The 15,709-nt window shown below is 61.3% G+C and carries 11 protein-coding genes; 9 read left to right on the top strand and 2 right to left on the bottom strand.

The annotated features are described in order from the left end of the window. Positions 1-340: 340 nt before the first annotated feature. Positions 341-3,595 (bottom strand): carbamoyl-phosphate synthase large subunit, encoded by a 3,255-nt coding sequence (gene carB, locus AA0535_RS14385; protein WP_264817346.1) that lies wholly within the window; start codon positions 3,593-3,595, stop codon positions 341-343. 3 nt (positions 3,596-3,598) lie between these two features. Then, positions 3,599-4,951, bottom strand: coding sequence for a glutamine-hydrolyzing carbamoyl-phosphate synthase small subunit (gene carA, locus AA0535_RS14380; protein ID WP_264817345.1), 1,353 nt, complete (start codon positions 4,949-4,951; stop codon positions 3,599-3,601). Positions 4,952-5,134: 183 nt separating this feature from the next. On the opposite strand from carA, the gene AA0535_RS14375 reads away from it, so the two are divergent. The 9 genes from AA0535_RS14375 to AA0535_RS14335 all read left to right on the top strand — a co-directional run. After that, positions 5,135-5,587 (top strand): GatB/YqeY domain-containing protein, encoded by a 453-nt coding sequence (locus AA0535_RS14375; RefSeq protein ID WP_127102790.1) that lies wholly within the window; start codon positions 5,135-5,137, stop codon positions 5,585-5,587. Positions 5,588-5,601: 14 nt separating this feature from the next. Beyond that, the gene (gene dnaG, locus AA0535_RS14370) at positions 5,602-7,491 is read left to right on the top strand and encodes a DNA primase (protein ID WP_264817344.1); all 1,890 of its coding nucleotides are present in this window, start codon (positions 5,602-5,604) and stop codon (positions 7,489-7,491) included. Positions 7,492-7,825: 334 nt separating this feature from the next. Further along, on the top strand, positions 7,826-9,775 hold the full coding sequence (gene rpoD, locus AA0535_RS14365; RefSeq protein WP_264817343.1) for an RNA polymerase sigma factor RpoD: 1,950 nt from the start codon (positions 7,826-7,828) through the stop codon (positions 9,773-9,775). Positions 9,776-9,791: 16 nt separating this feature from the next. Then, a complete protein-coding gene (locus tag AA0535_RS14360) occupies positions 9,792-10,382 on the top strand; it encodes a GNAT family N-acetyltransferase (RefSeq protein WP_264817342.1) in 591 nt (196 codons plus the stop codon). A gap of 222 nt (positions 10,383-10,604) precedes the next feature. After that, positions 10,605-11,069: a 30S ribosomal protein S6 gene (gene rpsF / locus AA0535_RS14355; protein WP_023977643.1), complete on the top strand. Its 465-nt coding sequence runs from the start codon at positions 10,605-10,607 to the stop codon at positions 11,067-11,069. A 5-nt stretch (positions 11,070-11,074) separates the two neighbouring features. After that, positions 11,075-11,356, top strand: a complete 282-nt coding sequence (gene rpsR / locus AA0535_RS14350; RefSeq protein ID WP_023977644.1) for a 30S ribosomal protein S18 — start codon at positions 11,075-11,077, stop codon at positions 11,354-11,356. A 10-nt stretch (positions 11,357-11,366) separates the two neighbouring features. Further along, a complete protein-coding gene (rplI, locus tag AA0535_RS14345) occupies positions 11,367-11,945 on the top strand; it encodes a 50S ribosomal protein L9 (protein WP_264817341.1) in 579 nt (192 codons plus the stop codon). A 138-nt stretch (positions 11,946-12,083) separates the two neighbouring features. After that, positions 12,084-13,283, top strand: coding sequence for an SAM-dependent methyltransferase (locus AA0535_RS14340; RefSeq protein WP_264817340.1), 1,200 nt, complete (start codon positions 12,084-12,086; stop codon positions 13,281-13,283). A gap of 162 nt (positions 13,284-13,445) precedes the next feature. Next, positions 13,446-15,709, top strand: a 2,264-nt coding sequence (locus AA0535_RS14335; RefSeq protein ID WP_264817338.1) for a TonB-dependent receptor, incomplete at its 3' end; no start/stop codon positions are given.

The raw sequence follows: 15,709 nt of genomic DNA, 5'->3' as shown, positions 1-15,709 counted from the left end.
GCCCTGCACGGGGCATGGATGGGCATGAGACAATCCCCGCCCGCAATTTGATCAGATAAATTAGGGCTTCCGGGGGGTGAATTCAAGGCAAGCCTCAGAATGAGCGCCTGTTTTGTGCAGAGTTGATCAATGGGGGAAGGGGAAGCAGGGCTCAGCCGTGAGACCCGCGAAAGGGCGGGCGCCCTTTGGAAACCGTCGTCATAGGAATGTCGGAGCGCGCCTTGAAGACGTGAAAGCGGGGATGAAAGGGGCGAGCCCCTTTCCGGAGCGCGAGGCAGCGCCTCGTTATCCCCTGGCTCGGTTGTTCGAGCCAGGCCGGGGAAAAGGGTGCTCCGCCGCTTCAGAAAGCGCGTTTGAAGTAGGATTGAAGCGGGGCCACATCCAGCTCTCCATCCTTGATGGCCGAGATGGCATAGATCGCGGCCCGCGCGCCGGCGAGGGTGGTGAAATGCGGCACACCGCCAAGCAGCGAGGAGCGACGGATGTCGAAACTGTCGCGCACAGCCTGAGCACCCTGAGCCGTGTTGATGACAAGCTGCACGTCACCCGAGCGGATGGCATCCACGCAGTTCGGGCGGCCTTCCAGCACCTTGTTCACGCGCTTGACGGGAATACCGGCCTCTTCAAGGCGGGCTGCCGTGCCGCGTGTGGCGAGAATGCTGAAGCCCATTTCGATCAGCTTGCGGCCAAGCGCCTGAACCTGCGTCTTGTGTCCATCGCGCACCGAGAGCAGCACCGCCCCTGCCTGGGGCAGGACCACACCGGCACCGAGCTGCGACTTGGCAAAGGCACGCTCGAAGCTGCTGTCGAGGCCGATGACTTCACCCGTCGAGCGCATTTCCGGCCCGAGAATGGTGTCGGTATCGGCAAAGCGATGGAACGGGAAGACGGCTTCCTTGACGGCCACATGCGGCGCAATGGCGTCGCCATCAAGCTTGAAGCTCGAGAGCTTGGCCCCTGCCATCACGCGGGCGCCGATCTTGGCCACCGGCACGCCAGTCGCCTTGGCGACGAAGGGTACCGTGCGCGAGGCGCGCGGGTTCACTTCGAGCACAAATACTTCGTGGTCCTTGATGGCGTATTGCACGTTCATCAGGCCGACAATGCCCAGCTCACGCGCCATGGCTTCGGTCTGGGCCTTCAGCTCGGTCACGATGGCGGGGGAGAGAGTGTAGGGCGGCAGGGAGCAGGCGGAGTCGCCGGAATGGATACCGGCTTCCTCGATATGCTCCATGACGCCCGCGACATACACGTCCTGACCGTCGCAGATACAATCCACATCGGCCTCGATGGCATCGTTCAGATAGCGGTCGAGCAGGATCGGGCCGGATGAAACCTCGCTCCCAGCCAGAACAAGCGTATTGCGCAGATAGCGCTGCAGCCCTGCCGGATCATAGACGATCTCCATCGCACGGCCGCCCAGCACATAGGACGGACGGACCACGACCGGATAGCCAACCTTTTCAGCCACGGCTTCGGCCTCACCCGGCGTGCGGGCAATGCCGTTTTCGGGCTGACGCAGGCCGAGCTTGCGCAACAGGGCCTGGAAACGCTCACGGTCTTCGGCTCGGTCGATGGCGTCAGCCGGGGTGCCAAGCAGCGGAATGCCAGCGGCTTCCAGCGCACGGGACAGCTTCAGCGGGGTCTGGCCACCATATTGCACGATGCAGCCCAGAATCTCGCCACCAGCCTGCTCGGTACGGATGAGAGAGATCACATCTTCATCGGTCAGCGGCTCGAAATAGAGACGATCCGAGGTATCGTAATCGGTCGAGACAGTCTCGGGATTGCAGTTGACCATGATGGTCTCGAATCCTGCCTCGCGCAGCGCATAGGCAGCATGCACACAGCAATAATCGAATTCGATACCCTGTCCGATACGGTTGGGGCCACCGCCTAGAATGATGATCTTCTTGCGGTCGGTCGGACGGCTCTCGCATTCCGGCACACCGAACCCGCCCTCATAGGTCGAGTAGAGATAGGGTGTGTCGGAGGCGAACTCGCCTGCGCAGGTATCGATGCGCTTATAGGCCGGGGTCACGGCAAGCTTGAGACGGAATGCAGCGACATCCTCGACACTCTGGCCCGTCAGACGGGCAAGCTGGCGGTCAGAGAAGCCCTGCGCCTTGATGCGGCGCAGATTACGGGCATCTTTGGGCAGGCCGTTCGCGGCGATATCGTTCTCGGTGACGATGATGTCGTGCAGCTGGCGCAGGAACCAGGGCTCGAAGCGGCAGGCGGCGTTGATGTCTTCAAGGGACAGCCCGGCGCGCATGGCCTGTGCCGCCATGAGAATACGCTCGGGGCGCGGCTCGGAGAGCGCGGCGCGATAGGCATCGAGCGAGCCGTCGCCTGGAGCTTCGACGGGGTCGAGGCCTGTCAGCCCCGTTTCCATTGAGCGGAGACCCTTCTGCAGGGCCTCGGCGAAGGAGCGACCAACCGACATGGCTTCACCCACCGACTTCATTGAGGTCGAGAGCAGGGCGGGGGCACCGGGGAATTTCTCGAAGGTGAAGCGCGGGATCTTCACCACGACATAATCGATGGTCGGTTCGAAGCTGGCGGGCGTCGTGCCTGTAATATCGTTGGCGAGCTCGTCCAGCGTGTAACCCACAGCCAGCTTGGCCGCGATCTTGGCGATGGGGAAGCCCGTCGCCTTTGAAGCCAACGCGGAAGAACGCGAGACGCGCGGGTTCATCTCGATGACGACGATACGGCCATCATCGGGGTTGATGCCGAACTGCACGTTCGACCCACCCGTCTCGACACCGATCTTGCGCAGACAGGCAATCGAGATATCGCGGAGCTTCTGATACTCCTTGTCGGTCAGGGTGAGTGCAGGGGCAACGGTAATGGAGTCACCTGTATGCACCCCCATCGGGTCGATATTCTCGATGGAGCAGACGATGATGCAGTTATCCGCCTTGTCGCGGACGACCTCCATCTCGAATTCCTTCCAGCCCAGCACGGATTCCTCGATCAGAACCTCGGTGGTGGGGGAAGCATCGAGACCGCCAGCCACGATCTGGTCGAATTCCTCACGGTTATAGGCAATGCCGCCACCGGCGCCGCCCATGGTGAAGGACGGACGAATAATGGCGGGCAGGCCGACCGAGTCCAGTGCCGCACGGGCTTCTTCCAGCGTGTGGGCGATGGTGCTGCGCGGGGATTCTACGCCAATTTCGTCCATCGCCTCGCGGAATTTCTGACGGTCCTCGGCGCGGTCGATGACTTCGGCATTCGCGCCGATCAGCTCGACATTATGCTTCTTGAGGAAGCCCGACTTGTCGAGCGCCATGGCGGCGTTCAGTGCCGTCTGGCCACCCATGGTGGGCAGAACCGCGTCGGGCTTTTCCTTGAGGATGATTCGCTCGACGAATTCCGGGGTGATCGGCTCGACATAGGTCGCATCGGCCAGACCCGGATCGGTCATGATGGTGGCCGGGTTGGAGTTGATGAGGATGACGCGATAGCCTTCCTCCTTCAGCGCCTTGCAGGCCTGGGTGCCGGAATAGTCGAACTCGCAGGCCTGGCCGATCACGATGGGGCCGGCGCCGATGATGAGGATCGACGAGATATCTGTACGTTTCGGCATGGATCAGGCTGCCTTCTTGTCCATGAGCGCGACGAAACGCTCGAAGAGATAGAATGAATCCGACGGGCCGGGGCTGGCTTCGGGGTGATACTGCACCGAGAAGGCATCCAGCTTCGTGCTGCGAATGCCCTCATTCGAGCCGTCGAACAGGCTGGTATGGGTGATGATTACGTCTTCTGGCAGGGATTTGTCATCCACCGCAAAGCCGTGATTCTGGCTGGTGATTTCCACGCGACCCGAAGCGAGGTCCTTGACTGGCTGATTGGCGCCACGATGGCCACGCTCCAGCTTGTAGGTCTTCGCCCCAAGCGCCTGAGCCAGAAGCTGATGACCGAGGCAGATCCCGAAGACGGGGATATCCGCATCCAGCACGCCCTTAATGGCGGGGACGGCGTAAACGCCGGTCGCGGCTGGGTCACCGGGGCCATTGGAAAGAAACACGCCCTCGGGGTTGTGGCGCAGGATCTCTTCTGTCGTTGCGGTGGCAGGCACCACGGTTACGTCGCAGCCAGCCGTCACGAGACAGCGCAGGATGTTGCGCTTGGCGCCGTAATCGACGGCTACCACGCGGCGACGCGTGCTGCGCTCTGCCGAAGGCTTCTGCCAGACGCCCAGCTCCCAGGAATAGCTCTGGGTGCAGGTGACGTCCTTCGCCAGATCCATGCCTTCCAGCCCCGGCCATGAAACGGCCTGCGTACGCAAGGCGCCAAGGTCGAAATGGCCGTCCTTCGGGAAGGCGAGCACGGCGGTCTGGGGGCCGCCATCACGCAGGCGGCGGGTGATCAGGCGCGTATCGATGCCCGAGATGCCGGGCAGGTTCTGGCCGATCATCCACGTAGCGAGGGTCTGGGTCGAGCGCCAGTTGGCGGGCAGGGTCACGTCTTCCTTGACCACCACGCCGCGTGCGGCCACGCGCTGGGCCTCGTCATCCTCGGCATTCGTGCCGACATTGCCGATATGCGGAAAGGTGAAGGTCACGATCTGCCCGGCGAAGGACGGATCGGTGAGCGTCTCCTGATAGCCGCTCATGCCGGTATTGAAGCAGAGCTCGCCAATGGCGGCGCCATCGGTATGGGCGCCAAAGCCGACGCCCCACAACACGGTGCCATCGGCCAGAACGAGGGCGGCATTCGCGCCTTCAGGGCAGGTATCGGTCACGGTCGGTCTATCCTCCTGAGGCGTCTGCGGATCGAGGTCCGAAAGGGAAATGCCGGGCAGGCGAAGCAGTGCCGCCCAGTGCTTGCCGGGGATGGCACGCGACTGGCGCCATTTGCGTATGGCCTCGGTGCCGACGCCGGTCAGGCCTGCCAGCGCCTCGGCGCCGCCTGCCTTCTCGATGATCTCTTCGATGTCCATGGCTGTCCTCCCGTCCTTTTCTCTCGGACGCTCGTGGTCTTGATGCTAGATAGGCGCTTGAGAGAGGAATGGGAAGTTTTTTCCCACTCCTTCAGGTGGCCCGAAATGTGGGAAAAATATTCCCGCGCGCTGAGGGCGAGAATGCGGACTGGCCGTTGCGCCAGAGCCGGGAAAGGAAAGACAATGTCCCTGAGAGAGACGATCTCGAACGATCTGAAGACCGCCATGAAGGCCAAGGAAATGGACCGCGTGGCCCAGATCCGTGGAATCACTGCGCGCATCAAGGACCTCGATGTTGCAGCGCGCGCCAATGGCAAGGAAGTCGGGGATGAGGACATCCTCCCGATGCTGCGCAGCATGATCAAGTCGCGCACCGAATCGGCCACCATGTATCGCGAGGGCGGTCGCCCCGAGCTGGCCGAGAAGGAAGAGGCAGAGATCGAGACGATCAAGACCTACCTTCCGCCCGAAATGGACGAGGCGACGCTGAATGCCGAAATCGACGCCGCCATCGCCGAGGCCGGTGCCACCAGCATGAAGGAAATGGGCAAGGTCATGGGCGTGCTCAAAGCCAAGTTCGGCAGCGCGCTCGATATGGGCCGCGTGAATCCCGTCGTCAAAGCCCGTCTTTCCTGAGCGCAGGCTGAAGCATGGCGTTCGATCCCGGTTTTCTGGACGAGCTGCGCGCCCGCACCCCCATTGCGGCGGTTATCGGGCGTCGCACCAAGCTCAGCCGTTCGGGCCGTAACTGGAAGGCCTGCTGCCCCTTCCATGGGGAAAAGACGCCTTCCTTCTATGTGTATGACGATCACTTTCACTGTTTCGGCTGTGGGGTGCATGGCGATGTGATCTCCTTCGTCATGCAGAGCGAGGGGCGCAGCTTTCCCGAGGCGGTCGAGCAACTGGCCAATGAGGCCGGGCTCGACATGCCGCGTCAGGACCCGAGGCAGGAAGCCCGCTCCCGTGAGGCCCGCTCTCTGGGGGATGTGCTCGAAGCCGTGCAGAACGTTTATCGTCAGGCGCTTTACGCCCCGGCCGGACGTCAGGCCTTGGCCTATCTGCGTCGTCGTGGCCTGACAGATGCCACCATCGAGCGCTTCGGCCTGGGCTGGGCGGGGGAGGGGCGCGGCGCCCTTCTGGAAGCCCTGCGCGGGCAGGACATCACGGCGGATCAGCTCATGCAGGCCGGGTTGATGCGCGTGGATGAGCATGGCGCACCGAGGGGTGAGCTGTTCTTCTCACGTGTGATGTTCCCCATACGCGACCGCCGCGGCAAGCTGATCTCTTTCGGAGGCCGTACGCTGGGTGATGCCCAGCCCAAATATGTGAACGGCCCCGAGACGGCGCTCTTCTCCAAGCGCCGCGCCCTCTACAATCTGGATCAGGCGCGTAACGCCTTGCGTGATCCCGGCCAGACCCTGATCGTGGCCGAAGGCTATATGGATGTCATCGCCCTTGCTCAGGCGGGGTTCGAGGCCGCTGTGGCGCCACTCGGTACCGCGATGGGGGTGGAGCAGCTCGAATTGCTCTGGCGTGAAGCATCCCATCCCGTTCTTTGTCTCGATGGCGATGCGGCGGGTGCGCGCGCTGCGCTGCGTGTCGCTGAACTGGCATTGCCCCTGCTGTCGCCTGAGCGCAGTCTGAAATTCTGTCGCCTCGACCCCAAGGACGACCCGGATAGTCTGATCCGTCGCGATGGCCCGCCAGCCATGCGTCAGGTGATTGATGGCGCGCGTTCGCTTGCGGATGAGTTGTTCCAGCTCATGCTGTCTGGGGTGCAGCATGACGTGCCCGAACAACGCGCGGCGCTGAAGAAGCGGCTTGAGGCCTCCGCGGCCCTGATTGCAGACAAGGACCTGGCGTCCGAGTATCGACGCGCGCTGATGGATCGCTTTTTTGCCTCCGCCCAACGAAGCGGCGGGAGAGGCGGCCCCGGGCGCGGCATGTCAGGGCGGCGTTCATCGGGGCAGGGTGGGCCGGCCAATAATGCGCGACAGGACAGATCCCGAACGATCGAGGTCGGGAGCGGCGCGCTGGAGCGGCTGCGTCTTCTGTCCACGTTGGTGCTCCGTCATCCCGCCATCCTGCCTCAGATCGAGGACCCGTATGGGCGCCTCGATCTGCCTCATCCGCTCGATGAACTGCGCGATGCTGTTCTGGACTGGTTCGGTGCCCAGGGAGACAGTCACTCCGGAGACAGTCACTCTGGAGACAGTCATCCCGAAGCGCTCACGTCAGAGGCCTGTCTTGCAGCGCTCGACGAGGACGGGCTCGGCGCTGAAGCGCGCGGTCTTCTGGAGCGCGGTGTGGTTCCTCCCGCTCAGGCCGAGAAGAACGGATTGTTCAGTCTCGAGCCCATCCAGCAATGGTGGCATTTTTTCGGGCTGGTCAATTTCCCTGCCTTTGTGCGTGAGGTCGAGCAGGATATGCAGGCCGCCCTCGCCAATCCCGCGCTCGAAGGTCTGCCTGAAACGCTGCTCGTACGATTGCGTACACTGGACCGTTTGCGCCGTGGCGAGGAGGGGGACGAGGAGGAGTGAGATCACGCTTGCCGGGAATGCCCAGGCAGGGGTGAAGGGGTTCCTCCACCGTGAGAACGGGGCATGATAACGCGGAATAACGCCGGTCACGCCTGTCTGTGCGAATCGAAAAGAGCGGCCCCCACCCTTGACTTCGGAGCGCGTATCGCCCACCTGCACGATGCCGAAATTGCTGGCGCTCGCGCTGGTGGATCGCAATTGGAAGAGAGGTCAGCCTCAGGGCTGGCGGGCGGGTCGGCGGTCTGTGCTTGCAGAGCGCTGGCCAAGCGCGTTTCTTTCATGGCTGGTTTTAAGTGCGGCGTTCGATAGGGCGTGCGGGAGCAGGGAGTAGGGTATGGCGACGAAAGCGGCCACGGGAACGGAGCGGAACGCGCAGGACCAGGACGGCGATACCAATGTCCTCGACACGCAATCCGGTGCGGTCAAGCGGCTCATCGCCAAGGGACGTGAGCGCGGCCATATCACGTTCGACGAGCTGAATGCTGTCCTGCCGCAGGACCAGATGTCTTCGGAACAGATCGAAGACATCATGGCGATCTTCTCGGAGATGGGAATCCAGGTCGTCGAGAACGAGGAAAACGAGGATTCCGACGAAGCCGAGGAGAAATCCGAGGAAAAGGAAGAGGCTGAGGAATCCGAAGAATCCCCAACCGGCAATGTGAGCGAGAGTGCAGGCCGCACCGACGACCCGGTGCGCATGTATCTGCGCGAGATGGGTTCCGTCGAGCTGCTGTCGCGTGAGGGCGAAATCGCCATCGCCAAGCGTATCGAGGCCGGTCGCGATGAAATGATCGGTGGGTTGTGCGAGAGCCCGCTCACCTTCCGCGCCATCATCTCCTGGCATGACAAGCTGAAGGAAGGCGAGATGTTGCTGCGCGACATCGTCGATCTTGAAGCCATGCAGGGCGGTCCCTCCGAGGAGGAAGCCGCAGAGAGCGAGAATGGGGAAGAAGGCGAGGATAATCTCGACGAGGAGCCCGCAAACGAAGAAGGCGGCGACCCGGAAAGCTCCGGCCTGTCGCTGTCTGCGCTCGAAGAGAAACTCAAGCCCGAAATTCTCGCCCATTTCGAGGCGATCGAGCCGCTTTACGACACGCTGCGCGCTTTGCAGGTGCGCCGTATCGAGACTCTGACCAGCGGTTCCGAAAGCAGCGGTACCTCCGAGCAGGAATACGAGACGCTTCGTATGGAGCTCGTGAAGATGGTCGAGCAGGTCCATCTCCATAATAACCGCATCGAGGAGCTGGTGACCCAGCTCAAGGTGCAGTTCCAGCGTCTGAACAACCTCGAAGGCCGCATGCTGCGTATGGCAGAAAGCTGCCGCGTGTCGCGTGACGACTTCCTGGAGAAATATCGCGGCTACGAACTCGACCCCAACTGGCTGGCCTCTGTCTCGGCCCTCTCCGGCAAGTCGTGGAAGAATTTCACGACGCGCTATGCTGAACAGATCATCGATCTGCGTAATCAGGTGGCCGATCTGGCGCATAGTACCGGCCTGCCGGTCGGTGAGTTCCGTCGCGTCTATGCCGTGGTGTCGCGTGGCGAGCGTGACACGACCCGTGCCAAGAAGGAAATGATCGAGGCCAATCTTCGCCTCGTGATCTCGATCGCCAAGAAATACACCAACCGCGGTCTGCAATTCCTGGATCTGATTCAGGAAGGCAATATCGGCCTCATGAAGGCGGTGGACAAGTTCGAGTATCGTCGCGGCTACAAGTTCTCGACCTATGCGACATGGTGGATCCGTCAGGCCATCACGCGCTCGATCGCCGATCAGGCGCGCACCATCCGTATCCCGGTGCACATGATCGAGACGATCAACAAGCTCGTGCGCACGTCGCGTCAGATGCTGCATGAAATCGGTCGCGAGCCCGCGCCTGAAGAGTTGGCCGAGAAGCTGGGTATGCCGCTCGAGAAGGTGCGCAAGGTGCTCAAGATCGCCAAGGAGCCGATCTCTCTCGAAACCCCGATCGGTGACGAGGAAGACAGCCATCTGGGTGATTTCATCGAGGACAAGACCGCTGTCATCCCGCTGGATGCCGCGATCCAGACCAATCTGCGCGAGGCAACCACGCGCGTTCTGGCCTCGCTCACCCCGCGTGAAGAACGTGTGCTGCGTATGCGCTTTGGTATTGGCATGAATACCGATCACACGTTGGAAGAAGTCGGGCAGCAGTTCAACGTGACCCGCGAGCGTATCCGCCAGATCGAGGCGAAGGCGCTGCGCAAGCTCAAGCACCCGAGCCGCAGCCGCAAGCTGCGTTCCTTCCTCGACGACAACTGATCGGCGGGAACGGCTCATGGAGCCCTGGCTTGAGACGGTACCTGAGCGTCCCACGACCGAAGTCACGGTCGAGGTGACGTTTCTCGAGCGTCTCAGGCCGCCGCCATCGGCCCATATAGGCTGGCCCGAGAGCTATCGCCTGGAGCGCTGGCATCCGGGTGTTGAGGATTATCTGGCGCTGTATCGTTTGGTCGGCGCACCGCATTGCTGGTGGATGCGGTACATGATGCCTCACGATACCCTGCACCGCATCATTTCCTCCCGGCAAACCGAGATCTGGCGGCTTCTGGGGCCCGAAGGGGTCGCAGGGTTCTTCGAACTCGATCTGCACAAGCCCGAAACGCCTTATCTGTCCTATCTCGGTCTTGTGCCGGGCGCGCAGGGCAAGGGGCTCGGGCGCAAATTACTGACTGCGGCCATCAGCCATGGCTGGCAGAAGCAGACGCGCGTGATGCGGGTCAATACCTGTACCGCCGATCACCCCAATGCGCTGCCAACCTACAAGGCTGCCGGGTTCGTGCCGATCATGGTCGAGGAAGAACATTGGGCTGTGCCTAATGATCTGGGTCTGACGCTGCCGGCGCATCTTCTGGCACCCAGGATCTGAAATCTACCGTCGTCCAGTTGGTCCCTGACCGGAAACACGGCGTCTGACGTCACAGGTAAATGCAGGAAAACCCTTGCCCCTGCACGGGTATCTGTGCTTTATGCCGCCTTTCCCTGCCGGACGAAGGCATCGTCCCGGCTATACCCGAGCCTTGTGGAAGAGGCGCTGATCCGACCGGTCCCGGTCGGATGGTTGGGTTGAAGCAATCCGAAGGGAGCTCATATGCCGTTGTACGAAAGCGTGCTCATTGCACGTAACGATATCTCGCAGGCGCAGGTCGAAACCCTCGTCGAGCAGATCGAAACCCTCCTCACCCAGGATGGCGGTTCCATCGAGAAGCGCGAATTCTGGGGTCTGCGTTCGCTCGCATACCGCATCAAGAAGAACCGCAAGGGCCATTACGTTCTTCTCGGCCTGAATGCCCGTCCGGACCAGATCCGCGAACTGGAGCGTCAGCTGAGCCTGAACGAAGACGTTCTGCGCGTTCTCACGCTGCGCGTTGAGGAGATCACACAGGACCCGTCTCCGATCCTGTCCCGCAAGGGCGATGATCGAGGCGATCGTGGCAATTTCCGTGGTGGCAACTCCAAGCCTGCCGGTCGTTTCGACAGCGGCCGTGGCGGCCGTCGTGGCGACGATCGTGAAGAATACCGCGCCCGTGAGGGTGCCGAGATGGATGCGGAGTAATCGCGATGTCTGACGAGAACACCAACGAAATCAACCCGGCCGCCCGTCGCATTGCCGTCGGCGCCCGTCGTCCGTTCTATCGCCGCCGCAAGTCCTGCCCGTTCTCCGGCCCCAACGCGCCGAAGATCGACTACAAGGACGTGCGTCTGCTGAGCCGCTTCCTCTCCGAGCGCGGCAAGATCGTTCCGAGCCGCATCACGGCGGTTTCGGCCAAGAAGCAGCGTGAGCTGGCGCAGGCGATCAAGCGTGCCCGCTTCCTTGCCCTGCTCCCCTACGTGATGAACTGAGGAGACAGGCATGTCACAGACTGAAGTCATCCTGTTGCAGCGCGTTGAGCATCTGGGCCAGATGGGCGAGATCGTCCGCGTGAAGCCCGGTTATGCGCGCAACTTTCTGCTGCCGCAGGGCAAGGCGCTTCGCGCCAATGCCCAGAACCGCCAGCGTTTCGAAACCGAGCGCGCCCAGCTCGAGGCCCAGAACCTCAAGCGTCGCGAAGAGGCCGAGCGTCTTGCCGAGCGTATGCACGGCCTGAGCGTCGTCATCATCCGCCAGGCTGGTGACAGCGGCAGCCTCTACGGCTCCGTCACGACCCGCGACATCGCGCTTGCCGTAACGGCAGCCGGTCTCACGATCGGTCGTAACCAGGTCGTTCTGGCCGAGCCCATCAAGCTGCTGGGTCTGGTCGAGGCACGTGTCGACCTGCATCCGGAAGTGTCGATTCCGGTGACCGTCAACGTTGCCCGTTCGGAAGAAGAAGCCGAGCGTCAGGCACGTGGCGAAGCCATCGTCGCTGAAGAGGACGAATACGTTCTCGAAACCGAAGTCGAGGGCGAAGACGCCGCGACCGAAGGTGAAGTCGAAGGCGCCGCCGTCTGAAAAGACGCGCATTTCCGCGACTGACTGCAAGACCCGGCTGCCTCTGGTAGCCGGGTTTTGTTTTATTGTGCCCTGTTGACGGTCTGCTGATTTCCTCGTTCAATTACTTGAACTGATGTGGAAAGAGCGGGATCAACCATGATATTTCTGCTGGACCGGGTTCTGAAGCGATTTATCAGTGCCGGCGCACTCGACGTTATCCTGCCCGAAGGCCAGAGGCGTTTCTACAAGGGCACGCGGCCTGGCCCCAGCGCCACCATTCACGTCCGGACCGACAAGGCGCTCAGGGCTCTGCTGCTGAATTCGGGCCTCGCTTTTGGCGAAGGCTGGATGGATGGCACGATCGTCTCGGTCGACTGCACACTCGAGGATGTGTTGAGCGTGCTCATGCTCAATATCCACGACAGTCATCACATGCTCAGCCGCTTCGAGGAAAAGGCCCGTTTCTTCACGCGGTTCCTCAGGCAGTGGAACGGGCAGCGGCGTTCCCGTCGCAATGTCGCGCATCACTACGATCTGAACGGAAAGCTGTACGACCTCTTCCTCGATGAGGACCGTCAGTATTCCTGCGCCTATTTCACCTCCGACGACATGACGCTGGAAGACGCGCAGCTCGCGAAGAAACGCCATATCGCTGCCAAGCTTATGCTCGACCGGCCCGGCCTCGATGTGCTGGATATCGGTTGTGGCTGGGGGGGCATGGCGCTGACTCTTGCGCGCGACTATGGAGCGAAGGTGACAGGCATCACGCTTTCGCAGGAGCAGCTCCAGGTCGCGCGTGAGCGTGCCCGTGCCGCAGGACTGGATGGGCTGGTCTCCTTCAAGCTGATGGATTACCGAAAGCTCGACAGGCGTTATGATCGTATTGTCTCGGTCGGCATGTTCGAACATGTCGGCATCGGCCATTACGACACCTATTTTCGCACCGTGCGCAAAACACTGAAGCCTGATGGCGTGGCCCTGATCCATTCGATAGGGCGTATGGACGAGCCGGGATCGACCAATCCCTGGATCGATAAATATATTTTCCCCGGTGGCTATTCTCCGGCCTTGAGCGAGGTTCTGCCCTCGGTCGAGCGTGCGGGTCTCTGGGTTACGGATTGCGAGATCCTGCGCTTGCATTACGCGAAAACGATCAAGCACTGGCGCACACGGTTCGCGGCCAATCGCGACCAGATCAGGGCGCTGTATGATGAGCGTTTCTGTCGGATGTTCGAGTTCTATCTCGTCGGGGCTGAGCTCTCATTCCGCCTGCAGGGCCATATGAATTTCCAGCTACAGCTTACTCCCGATATCGATGCCGTCCCGTTGACCCGGGATTACCTTTACCGGTCCTGAGAAAGTCCTGGGGACGGGCGCATCCATCCTTTTGCGCTCTGACAGGGAGCGACAGGAACGTTTCCCCCCCATGGCTCCGGTCATGATTTGTTAAGGAAAACACGCTCTCGAAAGCGTGACTCACGGTTTCGTTATGTCACGATCCGTGTCACGAATTAGCGAATGAGAAACATTCGCAACCCGAATCGTGGGACGTATCTTCCGGGTACCGGCATCGTCCTTGTTGCAGCTTTGGGCATCATGATGCCGTCAGAGGCGCTGGCGCGTGACTCACCCATGGAGGGTGGCCGAGGGGTAACGGCGGGAGGCGCGGATGACGCGGTGCCAGAAACGGGGGGCAGGAATAGCGGGATTGTTGCCAGCCGCTCAGAACACATGCGCGCGCAGCGAAAGCTGGATGCGGCGGAACGGCGCCACGAAGTGCTGACCGTTATCGGTGCACGCGGCAGTTATGCAGCATCGGACAGCTCTATGGGCGACAAACGCCCTACACCCTTTCTGCAGCAGACACAGACGACCAATGTCGTGACCCGTCAGACCCTCGCGGATTTCTCCCCCCAGACCATGGAAGACATGGCCAAATATGTACCCGGCATGGCGATCGGCAATAATTTTGGCGGGACGCAGGATGCCCTCATCAAGCGTGGCTTCGGGGCGATCGACGACGGATCGATCCTGCGTGACAGCATACGCATGCCCATAGGGCGGAATTACCAAGGCGATACCTCCGAGAGGGTGGAGATACTCAAGGGGCCGGCGTCGCTTTTCTATGGCATGCAGGAGCCGGGCGGCGTGATCAATGTGGTGACAAAAGCACCTGATTTCAGGCGATGGGGTGCCGGGTTCGGCACGCAGTGGAGTTCGCTTGGTGGCGGGAATGGTCACGTCGACGTCACCGGCCCACTCGGTCAGAGGTTCGCCGTCCGCCTGATCGGGAGTTACCGGAACGAGAATTACTGGCGCAATTTCGGTGCCAACAGGCAGATCCTCTTAGCGCCCACACTGAACTGGCGTCAGGAGCGCTGGGATGGTTCATTGGCCTATGAATATGTCGATTACGACAACGTTCTCGACCGCGGTGCCGTCTTCGCAGGGAGCAACCCGATCTCAGGGCCGCAGAAGCGTCTGGATGAGCCCTGGACCGCGTCCTTCGGGGCGCGTCATCTTATCGCCGGCCATCTCGGATATCGCCTGGATACGCATGACCGCCTGCGTCTCTCTGGGGGCTATAATCGTGATGACTATCACGACAGGCAGGCCGATCCATCGAGCTACTCATCGCGTACGGGTGTCCTGATGCGCCGTTATCGCGCCAATGGGGGAACGATCCGGGCAAATGGCAGTGTGGCGTTCGATTATCTGGGCGATCACACCTTATGGCGTATGCGTCACGAAATCACGGCCGGTATCGACTACGAAAACCGGAACCAGGATCAGGGAAATTTCTACCAGTCGGCCAATCAGGGGGGATTTTTCCCGGCCAATCCGGTCTATGGCGGGCTGGCGCCCATCGGCCGCGTGAACGCGGCGAACAGCAATCTGCAGCAGAATATTAATTCTGCCTCAGGGTATGTGAAGGACAATATCCACCTGACCGGCAGTCTGATTGCCAGTGGCGGTGTGCGCTATCAGTGGTTCGGGCTACGTTATGGCAGTGGTATTCCCTTTGTTCAGACCACCGATGCCTCCTATACGAAACCACTCCCCTTCGCGGCATTGGTGTGGCAGCCGTTCAGGACCATCTCGTTTTACGGCGATTACTCACAATCCTTCGGAGCCAATCAGCTCTCGGCAGGCAGCGTGCTCGAAGGCGGATACAAGCCAACCACAGGGCGTGAGTTCGAGGTCGGCGGACGTTATGAGGATCACGGTCTGACGGCGGATTTTGCGCTGTATCATATCCGCAAGAAAAATGTGCTGCAGGCAGCTGGCCTCGACACCGATGGCAATCTTGTGCAGCGCCTGACCGGACTGGCGGGCTCGAAAGGGTTCGAGGCGAGCCTGAGCGGTGCGCTGACGCGTCACTGGAGCGCCATCCTCGCCTATGCCTGGACAGATGCCCGAACAATACGTGACACCGCCGCCACCGAAGGACATCAGCTGATCGGTGTACCCAGAAACAGCGGAAGCGTGTTCCTGACCTGGGCCGGGAATCTCCCCTGGCGTACCATCACGATGCGCGCTGGCGGGGGTGTTCATCTTGTTGGGACAAGGGCTGCGACCCTGGATAACAGTTTTCAGGTTCCGGGTTACGGAACAGTCGACGCCTTCATTTCCTGGACGGTCCCCAGGATTTTCTCCCGTCAGTTGAGCTTGCAGCTCAATGCGGTCAATCTTCTAAACCAGGGATATATCATTGCCCCGACCGGATCGGCCTATCGCAATAGCTGGGGGCAGGGGCGCAGCTTCGCCGTGGCAACGTCGAT

The organism is Asaia krungthepensis NRIC 0535, assembly GCF_025995175.1.
Taxonomy (GTDB): Bacteria; Pseudomonadota; Alphaproteobacteria; order Acetobacterales; family Acetobacteraceae; genus Asaia; species Asaia krungthepensis.
The sequence above is the reverse complement of the archived record's forward strand: the minus strand, read 5'-3'. Positions and strand labels throughout refer to the sequence as shown.

Coding starts and splice junctions, on each gene's coding strand:
- AA0535_RS14375 (WP_127102790.1), top strand. CDS start 5,135: ATGTCCCTGAGAGAGACGATCTCGAACGATCTGAAGACCGCCATGAAG.
- rpsF (WP_023977643.1), top strand. CDS start 10,605: ATGCCGTTGTACGAAAGCGTGCTCATTGCACGTAACGATATCTCGCAG.
- carA (WP_264817345.1), bottom strand. CDS start 4,951: ATGGACATCGAAGAGATCATCGAGAAGGCAGGCGGCGCCGAGGCGCTG.
- AA0535_RS14340 (WP_264817340.1), top strand. CDS start 12,084: ATGATATTTCTGCTGGACCGGGTTCTGAAGCGATTTATCAGTGCCGGC.
- rplI (WP_264817341.1), top strand. CDS start 11,367: ATGTCACAGACTGAAGTCATCCTGTTGCAGCGCGTTGAGCATCTGGGC.
- dnaG (WP_264817344.1), top strand. CDS start 5,602: ATGGCGTTCGATCCCGGTTTTCTGGACGAGCTGCGCGCCCGCACCCCC.
- carB (WP_264817346.1), bottom strand. CDS start 3,595: ATGCCGAAACGTACAGATATCTCGTCGATCCTCATCATCGGCGCCGGC.
- rpoD (WP_264817343.1), top strand. CDS start 7,826: ATGGCGACGAAAGCGGCCACGGGAACGGAGCGGAACGCGCAGGACCAG.
- AA0535_RS14360 (WP_264817342.1), top strand. CDS start 9,792: ATGGAGCCCTGGCTTGAGACGGTACCTGAGCGTCCCACGACCGAAGTC.
- rpsR (WP_023977644.1), top strand. CDS start 11,075: ATGTCTGACGAGAACACCAACGAAATCAACCCGGCCGCCCGTCGCATT.